Genomic DNA, 20,947 nt, shown 5'->3' with positions numbered 1-20,947 from the left:
TTCAGAAGACTGATTCCGAGACGCTCGATGCGATCAGGCGTATTTCGCCTGGACCTTCTTCGACTCCGCCTCGGGGACCTGGTCGTAGTGGTCGAATTGCATGGTGTAGTTGGCGCGCCCCTGGGTGAAGGAGCGCAGCTGGTTGACGTAGCCGAACATATTGGCGAGCGGCACCATCGCGTCGATGACCACCGCATTGCCGCGCATGTCCTGGCCCTGGATCTGTCCGCGCCGCGAGTTGAGATCGCCGATGACCGAGCCCGTATATTCCTCGGGCGTCACCACCTCGACCTTCATGATCGGCTCGAGCAGCACCGAGCCGCCCTTCTGCAGCGCGTCGCGGAACGCCGCGCGCGAGGCGATTTCGAACGCGAGCACCGACGAGTCGACATCGTGGAAGCCGCCGTCGATCAGCGTCGCCTTGACGTCGACGACGGGGAAGCCCGCGAGAATGCCGGACCCCATCACGCTGTTGATGCCCTTTTCGACGCCGGGGATATATTCTTTCGGCACCGAGCCGCCGACGATCTTCGACTCGAAGGCATTGCCCGCGCCGGGCTCGTTCGGCTCGAAAATAATGATGACGCGCGCGAACTGGCCGGTGCCGCCGGTCTGCTTCTTATGCGTGTAGTCGATCTCGACACGCTTCGTCAGCCGCTCGCGATAGGCGACCTGCGGCGCGCCGATATTGGCGTCGACCTTATAGGTGCGCTTCAGAATATCGACCTTGATGTCGAGATGCAGCTCGCCCATTCCCTTCAGAATGGTCTGGCCGCTCTCCTGGTCGGTCGACACGCGGAACGACGGATCCTCGGCGGCGAGCTTGGACAGCGCGATGCCGAGCTTCTCCTGATCGGCCTTCGACTTCGGCTCGATGGCGATCTCGATGACCGGCTCCGGAAACTCCATGCGCTCGAGGATCGCCGGCTTCAGCGTGTCGCAGAGCGTGTCGCCGGTGCGGGTCTCCTTGAGGCCGGCGAGCGCGACGATGTCGCCCGCATAGGCTTCCTTGATGTCCTCGCGGTTGTTCGCATGCATCAGCAGCATGCGGCCGACACGCTCCTTCTTGTCCTTGGTCGAGTTGAGCACGGTCGTGCCCGAATCGATCTTGCCGGAATAGACGCGGCAGAAGGTGATCGTGCCGACAAAGGGGTCGTCCATGATCTTGAAGGCGAGCATGGAGAAGGGCTCGCTGTCGGACGGGTTGCGCACCAGCTCGGCACCCGTGTTCATGTCGACGCCCTTGATCGCCTCGCGATCGACCGGCGACGGCAGATAATCGACGACGGCGTCGAGCAGCGGCTGCACGCCCTTGTTCTTGAAGGCCGAGCCGCAGAACACCGGATGGAAGGCAGTCTGCCGCACGGCCTTGCGGACCAGCGCCTTCAGCGTCGCCTCGTCTGGCTCCTGCCCGTCGAGATAGGCGGCCATCGCGTCGTCGTCGAGCTCCACCGCCGCTTCCATCAGCGTGGTGCGATATTCCTTGGCCTTCTCGACGAGATCGGCAGGAATCTCCTCGTCGTGATATTTGGCGCCGAGACCCTCGTCGTCCCAGACGACCGCCTTCATGCGGACGAGATCGACGATGCCCTTGAACAGATTCTCGGAGCCGATCGGCAGCTGCATGCAGACCGGCTTGCCGCCGACCTTGGTCACGATGTCGTCGACGCAGCGATAGAAATCGGCGCCGATCTTGTCCATCTTGTTGACGAAGACGACGCGCGGCACATGATATTTGTCGGCCTGACGCCACACCGTCTCGGTCTGCGGCTCGACGCCCTGATTGCCGTCCAGAACGCAGACGGCCCCGTCGAGCACGCGCAGCGAACGCTCGACCTCGATGGTGAAGTCGACGTGGCCGGGCGTGTCGATGATGTTGAGGCGCTTGCCGTTCCAGAAGGTCGTCGTCGCGGCCGAGGTGATGGTGATGCCGCGCTCCTGCTCCTGCTCCATCCAATCCATCGTCGCGGCGCCTTCATGCACCTCGCCGATCTTATGGCTCTTGCCGGAGTAATAGAGGATGCGCTCGGTCGTCGTCGTCTTGCCCGCGTCGATGTGGGCCATGATGCCGAAGTTGCGATAGTCTTCGATGGGATGGCTACGGGGCATAGGACAAGTCCTCGGTGAGAGGGCGACGGAACAAGGTTACCAGCGATAGTGCGAGAAGGCGCGGTTGGCTTCCGCCATGCGGTGCGTGTCCTCGCGCTTCTTCACCGCATTGCCGCGGTTGTTGGAGGCGTCGAGCAGCTCCGCCGACAGACGATCGACCATCGTCTTGTCGTTGCGGGCGCGCGCCGCGGTGATGATCCAGCGGATCGCCAACGCCTGACGGCGCTCGTTGCGGACCTCGACCGGCACCTGATAGGTGGCGCCGCCGACGCGGCGGGAGCGAACCTCGATCGCCGGCGCGACATTCTCGAGCGCCTGCTTGAAAACCTGCAGAGGATCGCTCTTCGCCTTGGACTCGATGATGTCGAAGGCGCCGTAGACGATCGCCTCGGCGACCGACTTGTTGCCGGCGTACATGATCGAGTTCATGAATTTGGTGACGACGGTATCGCCGAACTTGGCGTCCTCGATGATTTCCCGCTTCTCGGCGCGATGGCGACGCGACATGGCTCTCGCTCCTTACTTCGGACGCTTCGCGCCGTATTTCGAACGGCGCTGCTTGCGGTCCTTGACGCCCTGCGTGTCGAGCACGCCGCGCAGAATATGATAGCGCACGCCGGGAAGGTCCTTCACGCGGCCGCCGCGGATCATGACCACCGAGTGCTCCTGAAGGTTATGCCCTTCGCCGGGGATATAGCCGATGACCTCGAAGCCGTTGGTGAGGCGAACCTTGGCGACCTTGCGGAGAGCCGAGTTCGGCTTCTTCGGCGTCGTCGTGTAGACGCGCGTGCAGACGCCGCGCTTCTGCGGGCAGGCCCCGAGATGGCGGGACTTCTCACGGTAGGTCTTCGGTTGCCGCGGCTTGCGGATCAACTGGCTGATCGTCGGCATTCCAGGTCCTTCGCGTGTGGCGAATTGGCGAAACTGTAGTCCTGACCCGCCAGCGTTCCACGAACGCAAGCGAGCCGAGCGCCCTCGGCCAGCCGGCCCAAGGCGCTCCTCATGCAGAGGACCCCGGAATCCGGGGTCGTGCCTTCCTGTCCGGCGATTTCTCGCCGTATGATGACCAACCGCGTGGCAGTCTCAGGTGAGGCCAGCAGCGTTTAAGTCCGGAATGTCGCTCGCTCGGCGCGCGCGACCACATGGAACTTACGGCCTGCCGAAAGTGCGCGGAACCTAATGTCCGAGCATCGACGCGTCAAGCGTAGATTGCGACGCGTGAAAGAAATTTTCACGCGGCGCGCGGCGAATGCGGCGGGATCGGCGGCGGCGTTGCCGTGCTCATGCGGCCCGCCGTTGCGCGAGCGTAAGCGCAATCACCCGCATCGAGCAAGCTCGCTGTGCGCCCGTCTTGTCGCTGAATTCGACGTCGAGCCTTCGGTGCGTCGCGTTGAAGTCGAGGCCTTCGTGTCGGAACTCGTCAAGAGCGGCGCCGCGTCGAGCGATCAGCGCTGATCGTCGGCGAGCGCCCTCGCCGAAGCGGCGGACGCGTGCTATATCGAAGCCATGCCCGCGCAAGTGCTGTTCAACCAACTCGCCTATGTGGACCGCCTCACTCGCGGCGGCTTCACCTCCGAGCAGGCGCGCGCCTCGGCCGAGGCGCTGGAGACTGCCTTTTCCGAGGGCGTCGCCACCCGGTCGGACGTGGAAAGCTCCAAACGGGAGCTCCAGTCGAGCATCGATGCGCTTCGGCACGAGACGGCGGCGAACATCGACGCGCTTCGGCACGAGACAGCCGCGAGCATCGAAAGCCTGAGGCGCGAGACCGCGGCGAGCATCGACGGCGTCAAGCACGATGTGGCCGAGGTGAAGCGGGACGTCGCGGAAGCGGAGTCTCGGCTGCGGCTGGAGTTCAAGCGAGATCTCACCGATATTCGGCTCGAGATCGCCCAATCGAAGAACGAGACTTTGCGCTGGCTGTTCGGATTCGTCATCGTGCTGATCGGCGCTATCTTCACCATTGTGAAATTCGTTCGCTGAGCCGCACATGAGCGTCGTCGACCGGCTGAAGGCCGCGCAGGAAGCCATCGCCCGGCGTGCGCGCGACTGCGGTCGCGACCCGGCCGGCGTCACGCTCGTCTGCGTGACCAAGACGTTTCCGGGCGAAGCGGTCGTCCCCCTGCTCGAGGCCGGCCATCGCGTCTTCGGGGAGAACAAGGTGCAGGAGGCGCGCGCCAAATGGGCGCCGCTGCGCGCCCGGTTTCCAGATGTGGAGCTGCATCTCATCGGCCCGCTGCAGTCCAACAAGACGCGCGAGGCGATCGAGACCTTCGATGTCATAGAGAGCGTCGACCGGCCGAAGATCGCCGAGGCCATCGCCGGCGAGATCGCGCGCCAGGGCCGGCGCCCGCGCCTCCTCGTTCAGGTCAATACGGGCGAAGAGCCGCAAAAGGCGGGCGTGCGGCCGCAGGAGGCCGACGCCTTCATAAGAGAGTGCCGCGAGCGTCATGGGCTCGACGTGGCCGGGCTGATGTGCGTGCCGCCGGCCGATCAGCAGGCCTCGCCGCATTTTGCGCTGCTGGCGGCGATCGCGGAGCGCAACGGGCTGAATGAGCTGTCCATGGGCATGAGCGCCGATTACGAGCTCGCCATCCAGCTCGGCGCCACCCATGTGCGCATCGGCTCGGCCATCATGGGCGAGCGCGATTATTCGAAAGGCTGATCGATCGCCAGCCGGACGCCGCGCGCGAGACGTGGCAGCAGCCGCGCCATGTCGCGCGCGCGCAGCGCCACGCAGCCCGCCGTCGGACCGAGATCCGGCGTCGCGATATGGAAGAAGATCGCGCTGCCGCGGCGGAGCGCGCGCGGACGAATATTATAATCGAGCACGCCGACCACATCGTAGAGCCGGTCGCCTCGCCACAAGCGCTCATGGCCGAGCTTCGTCGGCGCTCGCAGAGGGCGATTATAGGAGAAGGACTCCGGATCGTCGCACCAGAGATCGTCCGGCCGGATCGAGCGGGAGGGAATGGCGCAAGCCGCGCGTCCGGGGCGCAGCATGAAGTAGAGCAGCCGCAGCCGTCCCGCGGGCGTCGCGCCGTCGCCCTCGCGCTTGGCGCGGGTCACGCCGGAGCGGCCGAGCGCGCAGGGCAGGATGAGGGAACCGGCGATCAGCTTGCCCCGGTGCGGCGGCGCTCCGTCGAAGCGCCGGGCGACGCGCAACAGGCCGAGGCCGCGGCGAAGACGCGGAGGAGGAGACGAAGGGCGGGACATGACCATGATCGTTTACACCCTCGGCGCGCCGGGACAAAACATCGGCGCCTGCGTCGCGCCGTTCGCGCCGGTCCGATCGGGCGCCGGAGCTCCAATCCCGTGTCGCATCCGCGCCGCATCCTGATCGTCGCCGCGGCGAGCCTGCGCGACGCGCTCGTCGAGCAGCTGGCGCTCTATCCCGAATTCGAAGTCACGGACGTGGCTGCGGCCGATCGGGCGGAGGCGACCGTCGCGGCCGGCGCGCTGGACATTCTGCTGATCGACGCGGAGATCGGAATGGGCCTCGCCGCGGCGGCGCGGAAGCGGTTCGGAGGGCCCATTTTTCTGTTCGGCGACACAAACGGGCAGGATCGAGACGCGCTTCCGCCTTCGGTCGAGCGCATCGCGCGGCCCTTCCGCTTCGCCGATCTCCTGCTCCGGCTTCGCGCCGGCGGCGACGCGGCCGGGGATGTCGTCATCGGCGCCCGCCGCTTCCGGCCCGGCGGCTTCGATCTCCTCGACGAGAAGGGACGGCGCCTGCCGCTCACCGAAAAGGAGGCGGCGATCCTCTCGCGGCTCGTAGAGGCCGATGGGGAGATCGTGACGAAGGAGATATTGCTGCGCGACATTTGGGGCTATCGTCCCGATGTGACCACGCGGACGCTGGAGGTTCATCTGAGCCGCCTGCGCCGCAAGATCGCGACGACCCCCGGCGCGCGCTGGCTTCTGACCGAGAAGACCGGCTATCGCCTGATCTTCCGGCGGGCGGAAGGCGGCACAGCGAAGGCCGGCTTTTGAAAAGGCGCCTTTGAACGATGGCTCTCGAGGACGACATCGCCAATCTGCGACGCATCGCTCTGTTCGAGGATTTCGAGACCGAGGCGCTGCGCCTGCTCGTCTTCGGCTCCGAGACCAAGCTCCTGCGCGCTGGCGACGCGCTGTTTCGGCGCGGCGAGCCGTCGGATGGCGGCTACATCCTCACCGGCGGCTCGATCGCGCTGGAAAAGCGCGACGACGGCCGGCCCGCCGAGAAAATTCTGCGGCCGGTCACGCTGATCGGAGAGACCGCGCTGATCGCCGAGACCATCCGCCCGATCACCGCGCTGGCGCGCGAGCCGGCGACGACTCTGAAGATCACCCGCGCCCTGTTCCACCGTCTGCTGGAGGAATATCCCGCCACCGCCGCGCGGGTGCGCCAGCGGCTCGCCGACCGGCTGGTCCAGCTCGCGCGCGACCTCGCCTTCGACCCCTGATAAATTTCCGACTGATCGGCTCGCGAGGGTTCGGTGTGTCGTTCGAACCGAAAGGAACCCAGAAGATGCGCCCGATTGTGGATCAAGCGCTTATGGCCGCCGCTCTGGATTAGGATCGCACGGCCGTCCTTCGAGACGCCGCCTACGGCGGCTCAGGACGAGAATTCGGCAATTTTGTCCTTCACCCGATCCCTGCACCCATCGCCCTGCGCATGCGCGGTTTGCCTGTCGAAAGCGCACATCTTCGGCGGCGCCTCGGCCGCGACGCGCGCGAACGTGTCGGATTTGCGACGGACCGCGCTCCGCGCCGCACATGCAAGCCACAGAAACAGCGAGAGTTTTTTTGGCCCGAGCGGCAAAAAGCCCGCGCCGGCCCGTCCGGCTCGGTTGTTGCACCTCTGCGATGGCCGGGACCCGTTGGAGCTGCGTGATGAATCCGAGATTTGGCTATCTGTGCCTGTTCGACAATCCCACCCTCGAGGACGGCCGCGCCTTGACGCGCCAGCTCATTCTGGTGCGCGAGGCCGAGCGCATGCGCTATGACGACATATGGGTCGGCGAGCAGCATTTCGACGATCGCTGGCCGAGCGGCGCCGCTTCGGTGATGCTCGGCTACGCCGCCGGCGTCACCATGCGCGCGCGCGTCGGCTCCGCCGCCTATCTGCCCGCGCTGCGTGATCCGATCCAGCTCGCCGAGGATGTCGCCAGCATTGATCTGCTCACCAAGGGCCGCTTCAATTTCGGCGTCGCCAGCGGCGTCGCCTTCGGGGCCGACGCCAAATGTTTCGGCGTCGAGCCGGCCGACCTCGGCGAGCGCGGGCTCGAGGCGCTCGAGCTCGTGCAGCGCCTGCTGAAGGAGACGGAGGTCACGCATAAGGGCAAGTTCTTCGCCGTCGATCGGCTGACCCTCGCGCCGCGGCCAGAGCAGCCTGTCCCGACCTGGATCGCCACGACCACGGACAGCACCATCCGGCTCGCCGCGCGCAAGGGCTATGGCCTCATGGCCTCGGCCACCTGCACGGAGGAGCGGCTGCGCCATATGCTCTCGATCTACCGCGAGGAGGCGCCGGAGGGCGATCCGCGCCTGGTGCTGGCGCGCTTCGGCTTTGCGACCGCCGGGCGGGACGAGGCGATCTCGATCGCCCGCCCCTATCTCGAAGCGTTCTGCGAGCAGATGAAGAAACGCGATCACGTCGGCAGTGGCGAGCTCGACCCCGAGGCGCTGCTGTCCATGTCGCTGGTCGGCGACTATAAGGAGGTCGCCGCTCATGTGAACCGGCTGAACGAAGAGCTCGGCGTCCATGGCGTCGCGATTATCCCGACCTCGGCGCAATTCGATACGGTGAAGCGCTGCCTCGCCGCCTTCGTCGACGAGATCCGTCTGCGCCTTCCCGTGGACTGAAGGCGCGATTGTCGCCTTTCGCGCTTTGCTCGTGTTATATCCATAACAATACAGCTCGCGCCTGCCGGCGCGGTGCCGCGCCCTTCAGTCACCTTGTTGTTATTGCAGAGTATTTTTTGATTTTTTGCGCTGGCGCGAGGCTTGCTTTCCTCCTTCGCCGGATCAGGAGGAATTCATGCGCGCGTCGGAAGACCCGGGCGCCCAGCCGCGACGCAAGCGTCCGCTGGCCGTCATTTTGGGGACGAATGAGATCGCCTCGGCGATCGCCGTCCATATGCATCGCATCGGTTGGGCCGTCGTGCTGAGTCACGACTCGTTTCCTCCGGTCATCCGGCGGCAGATGGCCTTTCACGACAGCCTCTATGGCGAGAGGGTCACGCTCGACGGCGTGACCAGCGAGCGCGCCGAGACGGCGCTGGAGCTGCTCGCCACTCTCGATTACTCGACCCACATTGCGGTGACGCCGCTGCAATTCCATGATCTCGTCGCGCTGCGCGCGCCCGACGCGCTGGTCGACGCGCGGATGCAGAAATATCGCGCCACCCCCGATCTGCGCCATCTCGCCGGGCTCGCCGTCGGCCTCGGCCCGAATTTCGCCGTCGACCGCAATTGCGACATCGCCATCGAGACCAAGCCCTCCGAGGCCGGCCGCATCGTCCATAGCGGAGCGACCGAGGCGGCGGATCGCATTCCCGGCCTCCTCGGCGGCGTCGGCGAAGAGCGTTTCGTCTATTCGTCCCGTCCGGGCCTGTGGCACACCGCGATCGACATCGGCCAGCGCGTGTTCAAGGATTTCGTTGTCGGCCATCTCGGCGGCGAGCCGATCACGGCGCCGCTCGACGGCGTGCTGCGCGGCGTCGTTCGCGACGGCGCCCAGATCCCGTGCGGCGTGAAGGTCCTGGAGATCGATCCGCGAGGACGCTCCGCGCGCTGGACCGGCATCGACGAGCGGTCGGGGCTCATCGCCAGCGCGGTCTCGCGCGCCATTCGCGTGAAGCTCGCCGAGCGCGCCGCCGCCCTCTCGCCGGGCTCCTTCGTGGCGCAGTGACAGCAGCCTTGTCGCAAATGTGACAGGGCCGTCGCATTTCTGCTATATTAAATGCTATATTGCTGGTCGCGGAGCGGGAGATGCGGATGACGCGGGCGGAGCATGAGCCCTCGCAGATTTCGGCCTTGCAGGTCGGAGTGGTGCTGCGGCTGCCCAATGGCGGCACGCTCGGACCACAGGACCTCGAGCTGATCGACGCGGTGCGCAAGGAGCGCTCGATCATCGGAGCGAGCCGCGCGCTCGGCCTCTCCTATCGCAAATGCTGGCTGTCGGTCGACGCGCTCAACCGCACCTTCGAGAGCCCGGTCGTCGCCACTTTTCCGGGCCGCCGCGAGGGCGGCGCCGAGATCACGCCCTTCGGCGAGCGGCTGGCGAGCATTTATCGCTCCATCGAGCGACATGCGGCGCATTCGGCCAAACGCACGCTGGACGAAGTCATCGCGTCCCTGAACTGGTCCTATCAGAAGACGGCCAGCGACGCGGATAGGGAGCCGCATCGGGATCGAGCGTCCGGCCGCTGATCGCCACGGCCTTGATCATCGCCCAGGCGCGCAGCCCCTCGACGAGGGCGAGGCGATCGACCGATTCGCGCGTGATGATCGCCTGCAGCTCCGCCCCGCCGAGCGACAGGGTCGCGACGACGAAAGGCGGCGCCAAGAACCCAAGCGCGACGATCTCGCCCGGCAGACGGTTGAGGATGGTGACATCCATTGGTCGCGACAGGGCGATCGAGACGTCGCTGGCGTCGATCTTTGCCTCGACCACCGTCCCCGCCGCGGCGTCCACCAGGGGCACGCGCAGCTCGCCGCCCGCAAACAGCAGCGTCGACAGGCCGAGCGTCTCGTCGTGACGAAGGAGGCGCGCCGGAAAAGCCGACACGAAACGATAGGTTCGGGCGAAAAGAGGCGAACTCGAGTCCAGCATGTCCGAAGCCGAAGCGAGAAACGCGCCACCCGCGAGCCCCGCCGGACGGCCGGCTCGCTCGCCGCCCTCCGCGCCCTAGATGCGGGCCTCGGGCCCGTCCGAGGCCCGGACGATCAGGGAGTGCCAAATGACCAAGATCTCGGCGCGCAATGTCTTCGCTGGCAAGGTGGAAAAGGTCGAGAAGGGCGCGACCACCGCTCATGTGGTCGTTCAGGTGCAGGGCGCGCGGCTGACCGCCGCCATCACCAATGAATCGGTCGACGATCTGGAGCTGAAGGCCGGACGCGAGGTCAAGGCAATCGTCAAAGCGTCCGATGTGATCCTGGCCGTGGACTAGCGGCGTGATTCAGCCGATTTGAAAGGGGTGAAAGGGCGAGCCTGAAGGCTCGCTCTCGAAACCCATCAAATTCGATGAAGCAGACCACCAGCGCCTCGCGGTAGGCAAAACGTCGAAGAGCGAGCCTGAAGCTGCGGCCGGACGCCGCATTGCGGCGTCCGTGATTTGTCCGAATTCGTAAGATCAGCTCGGATTGCGGACCTTCAACGCCTCGAGCTGCGCGCGGCTGACGCGGAAGTCGCCGCGGCCGCCCATGCGCGGCGAATAGCGATCGGGAATGCGGCTGCAGAGGAAGTTATACCATTCCTGCGGCGTGAAATGGGAGGGGCACTCGTCGATCATCCAAATGGTCGCATCGGGACGGAAACGCACATGGAGAATGAAGCCGTCGGCGACCTCGGAGGCGACGCCGGCCTCGGGACCAGGAGCCGTCTCGGCCACGGGCGCTGCGACGCCGACGGGGGCCACATTGCCGACCTCGGTCGTTTCCGTCGAAGAAACATTCGCTTGCACAGGAACCTCCATCTTCGCCGCAGCCGCGGCGCTCTCCATATTGTCGTCGCTTCCGTCGCCGGTTGCCTCGGCGTGACGGCTCCGAACGCGCTTTTATATATGAGCCGTATAAACTAATATACTGCAAGCATTCCAAAGAAGGCCTGCTTTTCTGCGGCAAATGGTCACTGGCGCCAAATTTTGCGACATTCATGCGTCGCAGAACAGGGAACGGCTCAGCGAGGCCGGATTCTTGCTTGTCGTCGCGAGACTGCAACAGACGACGGTTCGAGCCATGTCCGACCGACACTCCTGCGTGCTGATCCTCGGGATCGGCGAAACCGCCTCGGCGATCGCGCGCGAATTGTTTCTCGCCGACCATATCGTCGCCATGCACCAGGCCGCGCCGCCGCCGGACCTGCGCCGCAAGATGACCTTCTCCGACGCCTGGTTCGACGGCTCGAGCGTGCTCGAGGGCGTCGAGGCGCGGCGGGCCGATCTCGTCGCCGAATTCATGCTCGGCCTGCGCAGCCGCATGTTCATCCCCGTGCTCACTCATCCGCTGCAGCAGATCCTCGAGCGCTGGCCGTGGGAGGTCGTCGTCGACGCCGAAATGGCGCCGCGCCGGGAGCCCTTCGGGGTGCGCAATCTGGCCGGCCTGACGATCGGCCTCTCGCCGGACTCCATCGCCGGCGAGAGCTGTGACCTCGTCGTCGACGCCTTTGGCAAGGATCCCGGCGCGATCCGTCGGCCGGGCGAAGGCGCGGGGCCCGCGCCCGTCCCCGAGCCGGGCGAGAGCGAGCCGGCGCGCGCGCCGGTCTCCGGGATTTTTTCGATGATCAAGGACATCGGCAATATCGTCGAGGCCGGCGAGGCCTTCGGCGCGATCGACGGCGTTCCTGCTCTCGCGCCGCAGGCGGGGCGCATTCGTGGCGTCATCAAGCACGGGCGCGCCGTCGCCGCCGGCACGCCGCTCGCCGACATCGCCGTTTCCACCGCCGCGCAGGTCGCCGGCATGACGCCCCGCAATCGGCTGATCGCACGCGGCGTCGCCTTCGCTATCGAGATGCAGGCGGAAGGCTGGACTCCCTTCTCCTGGGACGCGCTGAACGAAGACGGCGGCTATCCGGGCTGATTGCCGGCCGCGCGCCCCCTTCCGTGCTGGACTATCGGCCCTCAGGTCGTTAGACGGAGGGCGTCCCCCGGAGCGATTTCATGGCGCTGACGCGCATTTGTCTGGCGCGCCACGGCGAGACCAATTGGAATCTCGAGAGGCGCGTCCAGGGCCAGCTGAACATTCCGCTCAACGTCAAAGGCTTTGCTCAGGCGGAGGCTCTGGCGCGCGAGCTCGCGACCGAGCGCTTCGACCGCATCTACAGCAGCGATCTGAAACGCGCGCTGCAGACGGCGACGCCGGTCGCGTCTCGCCTCGGACTGCCGATCACGACCAGCGCCGCTCTGCGCGAGAAGCATGACGGCGAATGGCAAGGGCTCGTCTCCGACGAGGTCGAGCAGCTCTATCCCCGCCAATATGCGATGCATCGCCGGCGCCGCCCGCATTTCACCATTCTCGGCGGCGGCGAGAGCCATGTGCAATTCGCCGCGCGCGTGCGCGCCGAGCTCGACGCGATCGCCGAGCGCCATGCGGGCGAGACGGTTCTGGTCATCGCCCATGCCGGCGTTCTCGACATCGCCTATCGCATCGCCATCGGCCTCGGCCTCTCGGCCAAGCGCGAGACGCCGGTGCTCAACGCGGCGCCGAGCTGGTTCACTTATGAGAAAGGCGTCTGGCGGCTGACGCGCTGGCCCGAGGAGCGCAGCCGCCCTCCCATCGCGCTTCCCTACGACGGCCGCAAGCTGCGCCGGCGCGAGGCGGCGCGCGTGCTGCTGCTCAACGAGGCGAACGAGGCGCTGCTGCTGCGCTACTCTTCGCGTCTCGCGCCGCATTTGATCGCGCGCGGACATGCGCATTTCTGGGGCGCGGTCGGCGGCGCGCTCGAGGGGAACGAAACATTCGACGCCGCTGCGCGTCGTGAACTGTTCGAGGAGACGGGGCTCGAAGGCGTCGAGCTCGGACCGATCGTCGCCGCCCGCCAATTTCCCATGCAGCTCGGCGAGGAATGGCTGCTGGCCAGCGAGCGCTTCTACGCCGTCCGGGTCGGCGATTTCACGCTCGATCCGCGCAATTTCACCGATATCGAGCGGCGCGATGTGCTCGGCTGGAAATGGTGGAGCGCGGCGGAGATCGCCGCCTCCGAGGAGCTCGTCTTCCCGGAGGCGCTGGACTGGCTGCTGGAGCGCTGCGCGGCGCTCCGGCAAAGGCGAGCCTGAACGGGACGCGCTCGCACGGCGCGCCTGACTCGCTCCGCCGACGTCGCGTCACGGCGCATAGCCCCATGCCTGATTGAGCCGCGATTGCGCGACGCCGAGATCGACGGCGGCGTCGGCGCGGGCGCGCTGCGCGTCGAGCTGGAGCTGGCGCACGCGATAGAGATCGAACGCGTTGATTTCGCCGAGCCTGAACGCCTTGCGCGCCAGCTCGAACTGATCCGTCGCCACTCTGAGCCGCTCGGCGGCGAGGCCGTCGGCGCGGCGCGCGGCGACGAGAGCGGCGCGCGCCGCCGCGATCTCCGCCGCGACCAGCCGCTGCGCCCGATCGAGCTCGGCGCGCGCGCTGTCCATCTCCGCCCGCGCCGCCGCTATGCGCGGCTCGTTGCGGCCGGGCGTCGGCAGCGGAAGCCGGAAGCGCACGCCGATGGTGTTGTTGTTGGACCTCACCGGCACGTCGCCGGTCACGACCGGCTCGGTGCCCTGCTCATTGCGGCCGAAGACGCCGAGATCGGGATTTTCGATGAAGGAGGCGTCCACGAGACGCAGATTCGTCTCCGCTCTGGCGAGCGTCGCAATCGGCGCGCGCAGCGCGGGATGGTCCTCGATCGGACGCGGCGGCAAGATCGGCTCCAGCGTCCCGTCCGGAAAGGCCCCGCCAGTCAGCACGCGATAGGAGGCGCGCGCCGCCTCGGCGGCGGCGTTCATTTGCGTGACTTCGGTTTCGGCGGCGAGCGTCTCATTGCGGGCGAGCAGCTCGTCCTGAGAGGAGCTCTCGCCGAGCTCCACGCGCCGCGTCATGTCGCGGCCGATATCGCGCGCCGTCGCGAGGCGGTCGCGCGCGATCGCCGCGTCCCTGACCGCCCGCTGCGCCCGCCACCAGGCGTCGCGCACCAGAGCCGCCACGTCCAGGCGGCGCAGGGCGAGGCGCTCCTCGAGCTCCAGCACGCCCGCGGTCACATTGTTCTCGAAGGCGTCGCGCTGGCCGGGAAGCCACAGCGGCATTCCGACCTCGAGCTCCGTCTCGCGATAGCCCTTCACATTGCCGGACAGGCGGTCCTGCCGCGCGCCGGCGAAATAGGGCGAGCCAGGCGTGATCGAATTGGAGGTCGCATAGCGCGAGGCGACCGCGCGCCGCTGGGCTTCCAGCGACGCGCTCTGAGCGTCGATCGCCACCGCCATTTCGAGATGGCCGGCGATGAGATGGCTGCGCGGGGCGACGGCCCTGGGCTTCGCCGCGCGCTTTCGCGGCGGCGATGGCATTCCGACTACCTTGGGCTTCGCCACGGCCGACGCCGTCGGCTTTGCCGGGGTCGCGGCCGGCTCGCGCTCGGCGGCCGAAGCGCCGCCGGCGAGAAGGCCGGCGAGACACAGAACGAGGATGCGCGTCACACTCTGCTCGCACGTCGACAGGAGGGTCATCGGCGGGCGATCCGCCATTTCGCCAGAAGCGAATCGGGCTGAACCGTCTCGCTCGGCGGGCTCACGCTCGCGCGACGCGGCAGGCGGAAGCGATCGTAGAGGATCGGCAGCAGCACGAGCGTGAGCGCGGTCGCGGTGATCAGCCCGCCGATCACGACGATGGCGAGCGGCCGCTGGATTTCGGCGCCCGGTCCGCTGGCGAAGAGGAAGGGCATGAGGCCGAAAGCGGCGATGGTCGCCGTCAGAACCACCGGACGCATGCGCCGCTTCGCCCCCTCGCGCACCGCCTCGTGCACCGGCCGGCCCTCGGCGACGAGCTTGTTGATGTAGGAGATCAGCACCACGCCATTGAGCACGGCGATGCCGATCAGCGCGATGAAGCCGACCGAGGCGGGCACCGACAGGAACTCGCCCGAGAGCCACAGGCCGATGACGCCGCCGATCGCGGCGAAGGGCACGTTGCAGAAGACGAGCGCCGCCTGGGCGAGCGAGTTGAAGGTCAGATAAAGGAGCAGGAAGATCAGCGCGAGCGCCAGCGGCACGACGATGGCGAGACGCGCCGAGGCGCGCTGTTGATTCTCGAACTGTCCGCCCCAGACGAATTGATAGCCGACCGGCGCCTTGATGTCCCTGGCGACGGCGGCCTTGGCCTCGTCGACGAAGCCGACGAGATCGCGACCCGTGACATTGGCGAGCACGGTGGCGAACCGCCGCCCCTCCTCGCGGATCACTTGAATAGGGCCATTCTCGATGTGAATGTCGGCGAGCTGCGACAGTTCGACCACCTTGCCCTCCGGGGAGACGACCGGCAGGCGCGCGAAGTCTACCGGGGATCGGCGCGACACCGCATCGCCGCGCAGCATGAGCGGCGTGCGGATCGGCCCCTCGAGCACGAGGCCCACCTGGCGCCCGTCGACCCAGACGCGCAGGCCGTCCTGGATCTCGCTGGCGTTGAGCCCGAAGCGCCCGGCGGCGAGGCGATCGATCTTGGCGCTCAGATAACGCATGCCGTCGTTCTTGAGCGCGAACACGTCCTCGGAGCCGGGGATTTTCTTCAGCGTCGCCGCCACCTCGCGCGCGAGCCGGTTCAGCTCGTCGAGGTCGTCGCCGAACACTTTCACCACCACATCGCCGCGCGCGCCGATGATCATCTCCTGCACGCGCATGTCGATCGGCTGCGAGAAGGAGTAGGAAATGCCGGGGAAGGATTCGAGCACCTGACGCAGCTCGCCGAGCAGCCATTCGGTTCCCTTGCCGCGCCATTCCTTCTGCGGAGCGAGCGTCAGGAACATGTCGGTCTCGTTGAGGCCGACCGGATCGATGCCGAGCTCGTCGGCGCCGGCGCGGCCCATCACGCCCTTCACCTCCGGCACGCGCGCCATCAGCGCGCGCTCGATGCGCATGTCGGTCTCGGCGGCGACGTCGACGCTGATGGTCGGATGCTTGCGCACAGTGATGACCGGCGTGCCTTCGTCCATCACCGGCATGAAGGTCTGGCCGATGTGATTGGAGGCGAGCAGCGCCAGCGCGAGGCCGGCGGTCACGATGCCGCCGACGATCAGCGGACGGCGCAGCGCGCGCTCGAGCAGCGGATTGTAAAAGTTCGACAGCCGGCGCACGAGCGGCGGCTCGTCGGTCTCGCCGGCGCGCAGCAGCGTCGCGCTCAGCGCCGGCACCACGGTCAAGGACAGGAACAGCGCCGAGGCCAGCGCAAAGGCGATGGTGAGCGCCACCGGCGCGAACAGGCGGCCCTCGAGCCCCTCGAGCGAGAGCAGCGGCAGAAACACGGTGATGATGATCACCGCGCCCGAGATCAGCGGCGTCGCCACCTCGCGCGCCGATTCATAGGTGAGGCGGATGCGCTCGCCGATATCGGCCTCGCGCACCGAGGTCAGCCGATGCTCGACATTCTCGACGACGACCACCGCGCAATCGACCAATATGCCGATGGCGATGGCGAGGCCGCCGAGCGACATGATATTGGCCGAGAGCCCCCATTGGCGCATGATCGCGAAAGTGGCGAGCGCGGCCAGCGGCAGCATCAAGGAGACGACGACCGCGGCGCGCAGATTGCCGAGGAAGAGGAACAGCAGGATGACGACGAGGACGATCGCCTCGAGCAGCACCTTCTGCACCGTCCACACGGCCTTGCCGATCAGCTCGCTGCGGTCATAGAAGATATCGATATGCGCGCCGGGCGGCAGGCTCGGCTTCAGCTCCTCGAGGCGCGCCTTGACTCCCGAGACGACCGTGCTGGCGTCGGCGCCGCGCAGGCCGAGGACCAGCGCCCAGACCGCTTCGGCCTCGCCATTGCGGGTCGACACGCCGTTGCGCGCGAGCGAGCCATTGCGCACTTCGGCCACATCGCCGATGCGCACGACGCCGGTCGGCTTGGCGGCGACCACCACCGAGCGGATGTCGTCGAGCGTGCGCAGGCGGCCTTCGGCGCGCACCAGCAGCGCCTCCTCGCCGTCGCGCACGCGGCCGGCGCCGTCGTTGCGGTTGTTCTCGGCGAGCGCGTCCTTGAGCATGGCCACGGTGATGCCGCGCGCCGCCATGGCCGGCGGCGAAGGCGCCACCTCGAAGGTGCGCACGAAGCCGCCGAGCACATTGACGTCGGCGACGCCCACGAGGCTGCGCAGCGCCGGGCGGATGGTCCAGTCGACGAGGCTGCGCTGCTCGGTGGGCGAGAGTCCGCCGCCGACGACGGTGAACATCAACATTTCGGCGAGCGGCGTCACAATGGGCGCGAGGCCGCCGGAAGCCCCCTCGGGAAGCTGGTCGGCGACCGAGGCGAGGCGCTCGTTGACCTGGGCGCGCGCCCAGAAAATATCGGTCCCCTCGGTGAACTCGAAGGTCAGCAGCGCGACCGAATAGCGCGTCATCGAGCGCATGCGCACGAGATTGGGCACGCCGCGCACGGCGATCTCGATCGGCGCGGTGACGCGATTCTCCAGCTCCTCGGGCGTCAGGCCCGGCGCGCGCATGGAAACCAGCACCTGCACCGGCGCGACATCGGGGAAGGCGTCGATCGGCAGCTTGGAATAGGCGTGCGCGCCCCAGACGGCGAGCGCCAGCGCCCCGAGGAAAACGAGGAGCCTTTGACCGAGCGCCGTGCGGATGAGTTGATCGAGCATGGTCCTTCGCTTACTTGGCGCTCGCGTCCCGGGCTGCGAGCTCGGCCAAAAGGGTCAACATGCCGCGCGTCGCCACGCGATCCGATGCGGCGAGCGGCGCCTGCACGGAAGCGGTCTGCGGGGTCTCCGACAGCAGCTTGACCGGAACGGCGCGGAAGCCCTCGGCCGTGCGCACGAAAATCCAGTCGAGCTCCCGATGGTGGACGACGGCGTCGGCCGGCACGCGCCATTGCGCGCCGCCGGCGCCGCGCAGCCGCAGAATGGCTTGCACCGCCTGGCCCGGCCGGATGGGGCTCTTGCCCGGGTGAAACTCCGCCACGGCGGTGACCGATTGAGTCGCCGGATCGGCGGTGCGGCCGATGCGGATCAGCCTGCCCTCGGCCCCGAGGCTCGGAAGCACGACGCGGTCGGCGCGATCGAGCCCGACCGAGCGGCCGATCGGAATCTGCAGATTGACCCAGACCGGGTCGAGCCGCGCGATGGTGACGAGCGGCGCCGACGCCTGGATGCGGTCGCCGACCGTGGCGTGGCGGGCGAGGATGACGCCGGAGGTCGGAGCGCGCACGGTGAGCGCCGAGCCGAGCTTGCGGTCTTTGCGCAAGGTCTCGATCGCCTGCTCGCTCATGCCGTCGAGCGCGAGCAGCTGAGCGCGCTCGTCGAGAACCGAGCGCGCCTGCGCCGCCTCGGCGCGGGTCACCAGCAGCCGCCGCTCGGCGATGATCCGCTCCTTGTAGAGCTGCTCGTCGCGCCTCAGCTTCTCGGTCGCCAGCGCCGCGTCGGCTGAAGCCTGCAGAAAAGCCCGCTGCGATTCGATGAGCTCGGAGGATTTCAGCGTGGCGATCGGATCGCCTTCCTTCACCTCCTCGTCGGGGGAAACGAGCAGCGTCTCGACCAGGCCCGCCGCCGGCGAGGCGACCATGCGCGTCTGCTGCGGCGGCACGCTCACCGTCCCGGGCACGACGAGCTCGTCGCTTCCCGCGGATTTCTCGATCGGCTTCGTCTCGATCCCCGCTGCTTCGATCGCCTGCTCGGAGAGCTGGATCGCGACATCCTCCGCGGCGCGGGCGAGCGTCGCGCCGACGACCGCGGCAACGGCGGCGCCGATCCGCGCTGTGCGCGCAAGTTTTTGAAGAAGTGGATTTTTCATGCGGGGAGTGGGGCGGTGCCTTTGCGTCTCGGGCGAATTTGGCCTATCGAAGCTGACAGGCGGCTGACAAACTCGAGCTCGACGCTTGACCCAGCGATTGTAGCACAGCGATTGTAGCACCTGGACGGGCCAATGCGAATCCTACTGGTCGAAGACGACGAACGCATCGCCGCCGATATTTCGCGCGCGCTGGTCGAGGCGGGCTATGTCGTCGACGTGGTGGGCAATGGCGAGGACGCCTGGTTCCTCGGCGACACCGAGGATTTCGCCGCCGTCGTGCTCGACCTCGGCCTGCCGGCGCTCGACGGATTGACCGTGCTGGAGCGTTGGCGCGAGCAGGGCCGCACGACGCCGGTGCTGGCGCTGAGCGCGCGCGGCTCGTGGAGCGAGCGCGTCGAGGGCATCGACGCCGGAGCGGACGATTATCTGCCCAAGCCCTTCCGCATGGAGGAGCTGCTGGCGCGGCTGCGCTCGGTGATCCGCCGCTCCGCCGGCCGCGCCTCCTCGGTGACGCGCAACGGGCTGCTCTCGCTCGACGAGCGCAGCATGACGATCAAGGTCGGCGGGGCTCCGATCGAGGTGACGGCGATCGAATATCGCCTCATCGCCTATCTCATGCACCGGCGCGGGCGCGTCGTGGCGCAGACGGAGCTCGCCGAGCACATCTACGGCCACGACCAGCAGCAATCCAATGCGATCGAGGTGCTGATCGGCCGCGTGCGCAAGAAGATCGGCGCCGGCTTCATCGAGACGCGGCGCGGCTTCGGCTATCTCGCCCCGGATCTCGAGCCGTGAGAACGCGCTCGCTGCGGCTGCGGCTGTTCCTGGCCGGCGCCCTGGCCGTCACGCTGGCCCTCGCCCTCGCCGGCCTCGGCCTCGTCTTGCTGTTCGAGCATCACCTCGAACGCACGATGGACGACGATATCGAGACCTATGTCCGCAAGATCGTCTCCGAGCTGACCGTCGACGCCTCCAAGGGAAGGCTGCGCGTCATTCGCAGCGCCCCCGATCCGCGCTTCGAGCGGCTGCATTCGGGCTTCTATTGGCAGGTCGCGACCGAGGCGGAGGGGGAGAGCGAGCGTTCGCCCTCGCTCGGCCACCGCAGCCTCGAATTTCCCGCCGAGTGCGGGTCGGAAGACGACATCCGCTACTATCGCATGTTCGGTCCCGCCGGAAAGCCGCTGCGCGGCGGCCTGCGCTGCGTTTCCATCGGCGATCCGGCCGCGCCGCTCGAGGTGCGCGTGCTCGCCGCGCTCGATCTCGTCGCGGTCGAGCGGGCGCGCGACGCTTTCGCGACCGAGCTCGTGGCGACGCTTGTGCTGCTGGCCCTCGGCCTCGCCTTCGCCATGTGGGTGCAGGTCGGGCTCGGCCTCGCGCCGCTGGCGCGGCTCGGCCAGGAGGTCGGCGAGATCGCCCGCGGCGCGCGCCGCCGCCTCGGCCACGAGGGCCCGCGCGAGGTGCAGGCGCTCGTCGACGAGGTCAACGGCCTCCTGAACGAGCGCGAGAAGGAGATCGCGCGCGCGCGCAATCGCGCCTCCGACCTCGCCCATGGGCTGAAGACGCCGCTGACCGCGCTCGCCGCTGATGCGCGGCTCCTGCGCGCGCGCGGCGAAATCGATATCGCGCAATCGCTCGAGCGCATCGGCGACGCGATGCGCCGCCATGTGGAGCGCGAGCTCGCGCGGGCGCGCATCCGCCATGCGCGTGCGATCGAGCCGACGTCGGTCGGCGAAGTGGTCGACGCTCTCGCGCGCACGCTGGCGAGCGCCGGGGCCGAGGTCGCCTTCGATCTGCGCGTCGCGCCGAGCGAGCGCGTCGTCGTCGAGCGCGTCGATCTGATGGAGGTGCTCGGCAATCTGATGGAGAACGCCGCGCGCCATGCGGCGAGCCGCGTGCGCGTTTCGGCGACGGGCGGCCTCTTCGTGGTCGAGGACGACGGTCCCGGACTCGCGGCGGAGAGCGAAGCGCTGATCCGCGAGCGCGGCGGAAGGCTCGACGAGAGCGGCGGCGGCGGCGCCGGCCTCGGCCTCGCCATCGTGCAGGACGTGCTCGACGCTTATGGCGGCGCCATGCGCTTCTCGCGCTCGGACCTCGGCGGTCTGCGCGTGGAGGCCTATCTCGCGCGCGCGGCGGCGGACGATCGGTAGCCTCGCCGC

21 protein-coding genes are annotated in these 20,947 nt (G+C 67.8%); 12 read left to right on the top strand and 9 right to left on the bottom strand.

Going from position 1 to position 20,947, the window contains the following annotated elements:
- Window positions 1-33 precede the first annotated feature (33 nt).
- Genes fusA through rpsL form a run of 3 tightly spaced genes read right to left on the bottom strand, consistent with a single transcriptional unit; the run spans window position 34 to window position 3,000 of the window.
- Window positions 34-2,109 (bottom strand): elongation factor G, encoded by a 2,076-nt coding sequence (gene fusA / locus K3F48_RS14700; RefSeq protein WP_222576184.1) that lies wholly within the window; start codon window positions 2,107-2,109, stop codon window positions 34-36.
- Between the two features lie 36 nt (window positions 2,110-2,145).
- A complete protein-coding gene (gene rpsG / locus K3F48_RS14695; RefSeq protein ID WP_222576183.1) occupies window positions 2,146-2,616 on the bottom strand; it encodes a 30S ribosomal protein S7 in 471 nt (156 codons plus the stop codon).
- Between the two features lie 12 nt (window positions 2,617-2,628).
- Window positions 2,629-3,000, bottom strand: coding sequence for a 30S ribosomal protein S12 (rpsL, locus tag K3F48_RS14690; RefSeq protein WP_003610013.1), 372 nt, complete (start codon window positions 2,998-3,000; stop codon window positions 2,629-2,631).
- Between the two features lie 615 nt (window positions 3,001-3,615).
- Between rpsL and K3F48_RS14685 the strand changes: the two genes are divergently transcribed.
- Together K3F48_RS14685 and K3F48_RS14680 are read left to right on the top strand one after the other, a co-directional pair.
- Window positions 3,616-4,089 carry a CCDC90 family protein gene (locus K3F48_RS14685; protein WP_222576182.1) on the top strand — a complete coding sequence of 158 codons (474 nt, stop codon included), beginning with the start codon at window positions 3,616-3,618 and terminating at the stop codon, window positions 4,087-4,089.
- Between the two features lie 7 nt (window positions 4,090-4,096).
- On the top strand, window positions 4,097-4,771 hold the full coding sequence (locus tag K3F48_RS14680) for a YggS family pyridoxal phosphate-dependent enzyme (RefSeq protein ID WP_222576181.1): 675 nt from the start codon (window positions 4,097-4,099) through the stop codon (window positions 4,769-4,771).
- On the opposite strand, the gene K3F48_RS14675 is transcribed toward K3F48_RS14680, so the two are convergent.
- A complete protein-coding gene (locus K3F48_RS14675) occupies window positions 4,756-5,322 on the bottom strand; it encodes a L,D-transpeptidase (RefSeq protein WP_222576180.1) in 567 nt (188 codons plus the stop codon). The two genes, K3F48_RS14680 and K3F48_RS14675, sit on opposite strands and share 16 nt — an antisense overlap.
- Before the next feature lie 99 nt (window positions 5,323-5,421).
- On the opposite strand from K3F48_RS14675, the gene K3F48_RS14670 reads away from it, so the two are divergent.
- From K3F48_RS14670 to K3F48_RS14650, 5 genes are all read left to right on the top strand, one after another.
- The gene (locus K3F48_RS14670) at window positions 5,422-6,099 is read left to right on the top strand and encodes a winged helix-turn-helix domain-containing protein (protein WP_222576179.1); all 678 of its coding nucleotides are present in this window, start codon (window positions 5,422-5,424) and stop codon (window positions 6,097-6,099) included.
- 17 nt (window positions 6,100-6,116) lie between these two features.
- Window positions 6,117-6,554 (top strand): cyclic nucleotide-binding domain-containing protein, encoded by a 438-nt coding sequence (locus K3F48_RS14665; protein WP_222576178.1) that lies wholly within the window; start codon window positions 6,117-6,119, stop codon window positions 6,552-6,554.
- Between the two features lie 430 nt (window positions 6,555-6,984).
- Window positions 6,985-7,956, top strand: coding sequence for an LLM class flavin-dependent oxidoreductase (locus K3F48_RS14660; protein WP_222576177.1), 972 nt, complete (start codon window positions 6,985-6,987; stop codon window positions 7,954-7,956).
- Window positions 7,957-8,131: 175 nt separating this feature from the next.
- Window positions 8,132-9,004, top strand: a complete 873-nt coding sequence (locus K3F48_RS14655) for a xanthine dehydrogenase (RefSeq protein ID WP_222576176.1) — start codon at window positions 8,132-8,134, stop codon at window positions 9,002-9,004.
- 80 nt (window positions 9,005-9,084) lie between these two features.
- Window positions 9,085-9,525: a winged helix-turn-helix domain-containing protein gene (locus K3F48_RS14650; protein WP_222576175.1), complete on the top strand. Its 441-nt coding sequence runs from the start codon at window positions 9,085-9,087 to the stop codon at window positions 9,523-9,525.
- Here K3F48_RS14650 and K3F48_RS14645 read toward each other — a convergent pair.
- Entirely contained in the window at window positions 9,440-9,928 is a 489-nt protein-coding gene (locus K3F48_RS14645) for a TOBE domain-containing protein (RefSeq protein WP_222576174.1), read from the bottom strand. The genes K3F48_RS14650 and K3F48_RS14645 overlap by 86 nt on opposite strands.
- Before the next feature lie 127 nt (window positions 9,929-10,055).
- Here K3F48_RS14645 and K3F48_RS14640 point away from each other — a divergent pair, with 127 nt between their 5' ends.
- Window positions 10,056-10,265 carry a molybdopterin-binding protein gene (locus tag K3F48_RS14640; protein ID WP_222576173.1) on the top strand — a complete coding sequence of 70 codons (210 nt, stop codon included), beginning with the start codon at window positions 10,056-10,058 and terminating at the stop codon, window positions 10,263-10,265.
- A 183-nt stretch (window positions 10,266-10,448) separates the two neighbouring features.
- Here the strand turns inward: K3F48_RS14640 and K3F48_RS14635 are convergent, their stop codons facing one another.
- Window positions 10,449-10,778 carry a hypothetical protein gene (locus tag K3F48_RS14635; protein WP_222576227.1) on the bottom strand — a complete coding sequence of 110 codons (330 nt, stop codon included), beginning with the start codon at window positions 10,776-10,778 and terminating at the stop codon, window positions 10,449-10,451.
- Window positions 10,779-11,052: 274 nt separating this feature from the next.
- Here K3F48_RS14635 and K3F48_RS14630 point away from each other — a divergent pair, with 274 nt between their 5' ends.
- Together K3F48_RS14630 and K3F48_RS14625 are read left to right on the top strand one after the other, a co-directional pair.
- Window positions 11,053-11,892, top strand: a complete 840-nt coding sequence (locus K3F48_RS14630; RefSeq protein WP_222576172.1) for a hypothetical protein — start codon at window positions 11,053-11,055, stop codon at window positions 11,890-11,892.
- An 80-nt stretch (window positions 11,893-11,972) separates the two neighbouring features.
- Complete coding sequence (locus K3F48_RS14625; RefSeq protein ID WP_222576171.1) at window positions 11,973-13,088, top strand: histidine phosphatase family protein; 1,116 nt, start codon at window positions 11,973-11,975, stop codon at window positions 13,086-13,088.
- A 48-nt stretch (window positions 13,089-13,136) separates the two neighbouring features.
- On the opposite strand, the gene K3F48_RS14620 is transcribed toward K3F48_RS14625, so the two are convergent.
- Genes K3F48_RS14620 through K3F48_RS14610 form a run of 3 tightly spaced genes read right to left on the bottom strand, consistent with a single transcriptional unit; the run spans window position 13,137 to window position 18,791 of the window.
- A complete protein-coding gene (locus tag K3F48_RS14620) occupies window positions 13,137-14,507 on the bottom strand; it encodes a TolC family protein (RefSeq protein ID WP_255609083.1) in 1,371 nt (456 codons plus the stop codon).
- Window positions 14,504-17,644, bottom strand: a complete 3,141-nt coding sequence (locus K3F48_RS14615) for an efflux RND transporter permease subunit (protein WP_222576170.1) — start codon at window positions 17,642-17,644, stop codon at window positions 14,504-14,506. Before K3F48_RS14615 ends, K3F48_RS14620 begins: the two co-directional genes overlap by 4 nt.
- Before the next feature lie 10 nt (window positions 17,645-17,654).
- Entirely contained in the window at window positions 17,655-18,791 is a 1,137-nt protein-coding gene (locus K3F48_RS14610; RefSeq protein ID WP_222576169.1) for an efflux RND transporter periplasmic adaptor subunit, read from the bottom strand.
- 132 nt (window positions 18,792-18,923) lie between these two features.
- Here K3F48_RS14610 and K3F48_RS14605 point away from each other — a divergent pair, with 132 nt between their 5' ends.
- Together K3F48_RS14605 and K3F48_RS14600 are read left to right on the top strand one after the other, a co-directional pair.
- Window positions 18,924-19,586 carry a response regulator transcription factor gene (locus tag K3F48_RS14605; RefSeq protein WP_222576168.1) on the top strand — a complete coding sequence of 221 codons (663 nt, stop codon included), beginning with the start codon at window positions 18,924-18,926 and terminating at the stop codon, window positions 19,584-19,586.
- Window positions 19,583-20,938: an ATP-binding protein gene (locus K3F48_RS14600; RefSeq protein WP_222576167.1), complete on the top strand. Its 1,356-nt coding sequence runs from the start codon at window positions 19,583-19,585 to the stop codon at window positions 20,936-20,938. Before K3F48_RS14605 ends, K3F48_RS14600 begins: the two co-directional genes overlap by 4 nt.
- Window positions 20,939-20,947 lie beyond the last annotated feature (9 nt).

It is taken from the genome of Methylosinus sp. Sm6 (assembly GCF_019802345.1).
Taxonomy (GTDB): Bacteria; Pseudomonadota; Alphaproteobacteria; order Rhizobiales; family Beijerinckiaceae; genus Methylosinus.
The sequence above is the reverse complement of the archived record's forward strand: the minus strand, read 5'-3'. Positions and strand labels throughout refer to the sequence as shown.

What these genes read in the sequence shown, in the direction of transcription:
- K3F48_RS14675 (WP_222576180.1), bottom strand. Translation starts at nt 5,322, where the DNA reads ATGTCCCGCCCTTCGTCTCCTCCTCCGCGTCTTCGCCGCGGCCTCGGC.
- K3F48_RS14650 (WP_222576175.1), top strand. Translation starts at nt 9,085, where the DNA reads ATGCGGATGACGCGGGCGGAGCATGAGCCCTCGCAGATTTCGGCCTTG.
- K3F48_RS14640 (WP_222576173.1), top strand. Translation starts at nt 10,056, where the DNA reads ATGACCAAGATCTCGGCGCGCAATGTCTTCGCTGGCAAGGTGGAAAAG.
- K3F48_RS14685 (WP_222576182.1), top strand. Translation starts at nt 3,616, where the DNA reads ATGCCCGCGCAAGTGCTGTTCAACCAACTCGCCTATGTGGACCGCCTC.
- K3F48_RS14630 (WP_222576172.1), top strand. Translation starts at nt 11,053, where the DNA reads ATGTCCGACCGACACTCCTGCGTGCTGATCCTCGGGATCGGCGAAACC.
- K3F48_RS14615 (WP_222576170.1), bottom strand. Translation starts at nt 17,644, where the DNA reads ATGCTCGATCAACTCATCCGCACGGCGCTCGGTCAAAGGCTCCTCGTT.
- K3F48_RS14620 (WP_255609083.1), bottom strand. Translation starts at nt 14,507, where the DNA reads ATGACCCTCCTGTCGACGTGCGAGCAGAGTGTGACGCGCATCCTCGTT.
- K3F48_RS14680 (WP_222576181.1), top strand. Translation starts at nt 4,097, where the DNA reads ATGAGCGTCGTCGACCGGCTGAAGGCCGCGCAGGAAGCCATCGCCCGG.
- fusA (WP_222576184.1), bottom strand. Translation starts at nt 2,109, where the DNA reads ATGCCCCGTAGCCATCCCATCGAAGACTATCGCAACTTCGGCATCATG.
- K3F48_RS14610 (WP_222576169.1), bottom strand. Translation starts at nt 18,791, where the DNA reads ATGAAAAATCCACTTCTTCAAAAACTTGCGCGCACAGCGCGGATCGGC.
- rpsG (WP_222576183.1), bottom strand. Translation starts at nt 2,616, where the DNA reads ATGTCGCGTCGCCATCGCGCCGAGAAGCGGGAAATCATCGAGGACGCC.
- K3F48_RS14625 (WP_222576171.1), top strand. Translation starts at nt 11,973, where the DNA reads ATGGCGCTGACGCGCATTTGTCTGGCGCGCCACGGCGAGACCAATTGG.
- K3F48_RS14665 (WP_222576178.1), top strand. Translation starts at nt 6,117, where the DNA reads ATGGCTCTCGAGGACGACATCGCCAATCTGCGACGCATCGCTCTGTTC.
- K3F48_RS14660 (WP_222576177.1), top strand. Translation starts at nt 6,985, where the DNA reads ATGAATCCGAGATTTGGCTATCTGTGCCTGTTCGACAATCCCACCCTC.
- K3F48_RS14605 (WP_222576168.1), top strand. Translation starts at nt 18,924, where the DNA reads ATGCGAATCCTACTGGTCGAAGACGACGAACGCATCGCCGCCGATATT.
- rpsL (WP_003610013.1), bottom strand. Translation starts at nt 3,000, where the DNA reads ATGCCGACGATCAGCCAGTTGATCCGCAAGCCGCGGCAACCGAAGACC.
- K3F48_RS14645 (WP_222576174.1), bottom strand. Translation starts at nt 9,928, where the DNA reads ATGCTGGACTCGAGTTCGCCTCTTTTCGCCCGAACCTATCGTTTCGTG.
- K3F48_RS14655 (WP_222576176.1), top strand. Translation starts at nt 8,132, where the DNA reads ATGCGCGCGTCGGAAGACCCGGGCGCCCAGCCGCGACGCAAGCGTCCG.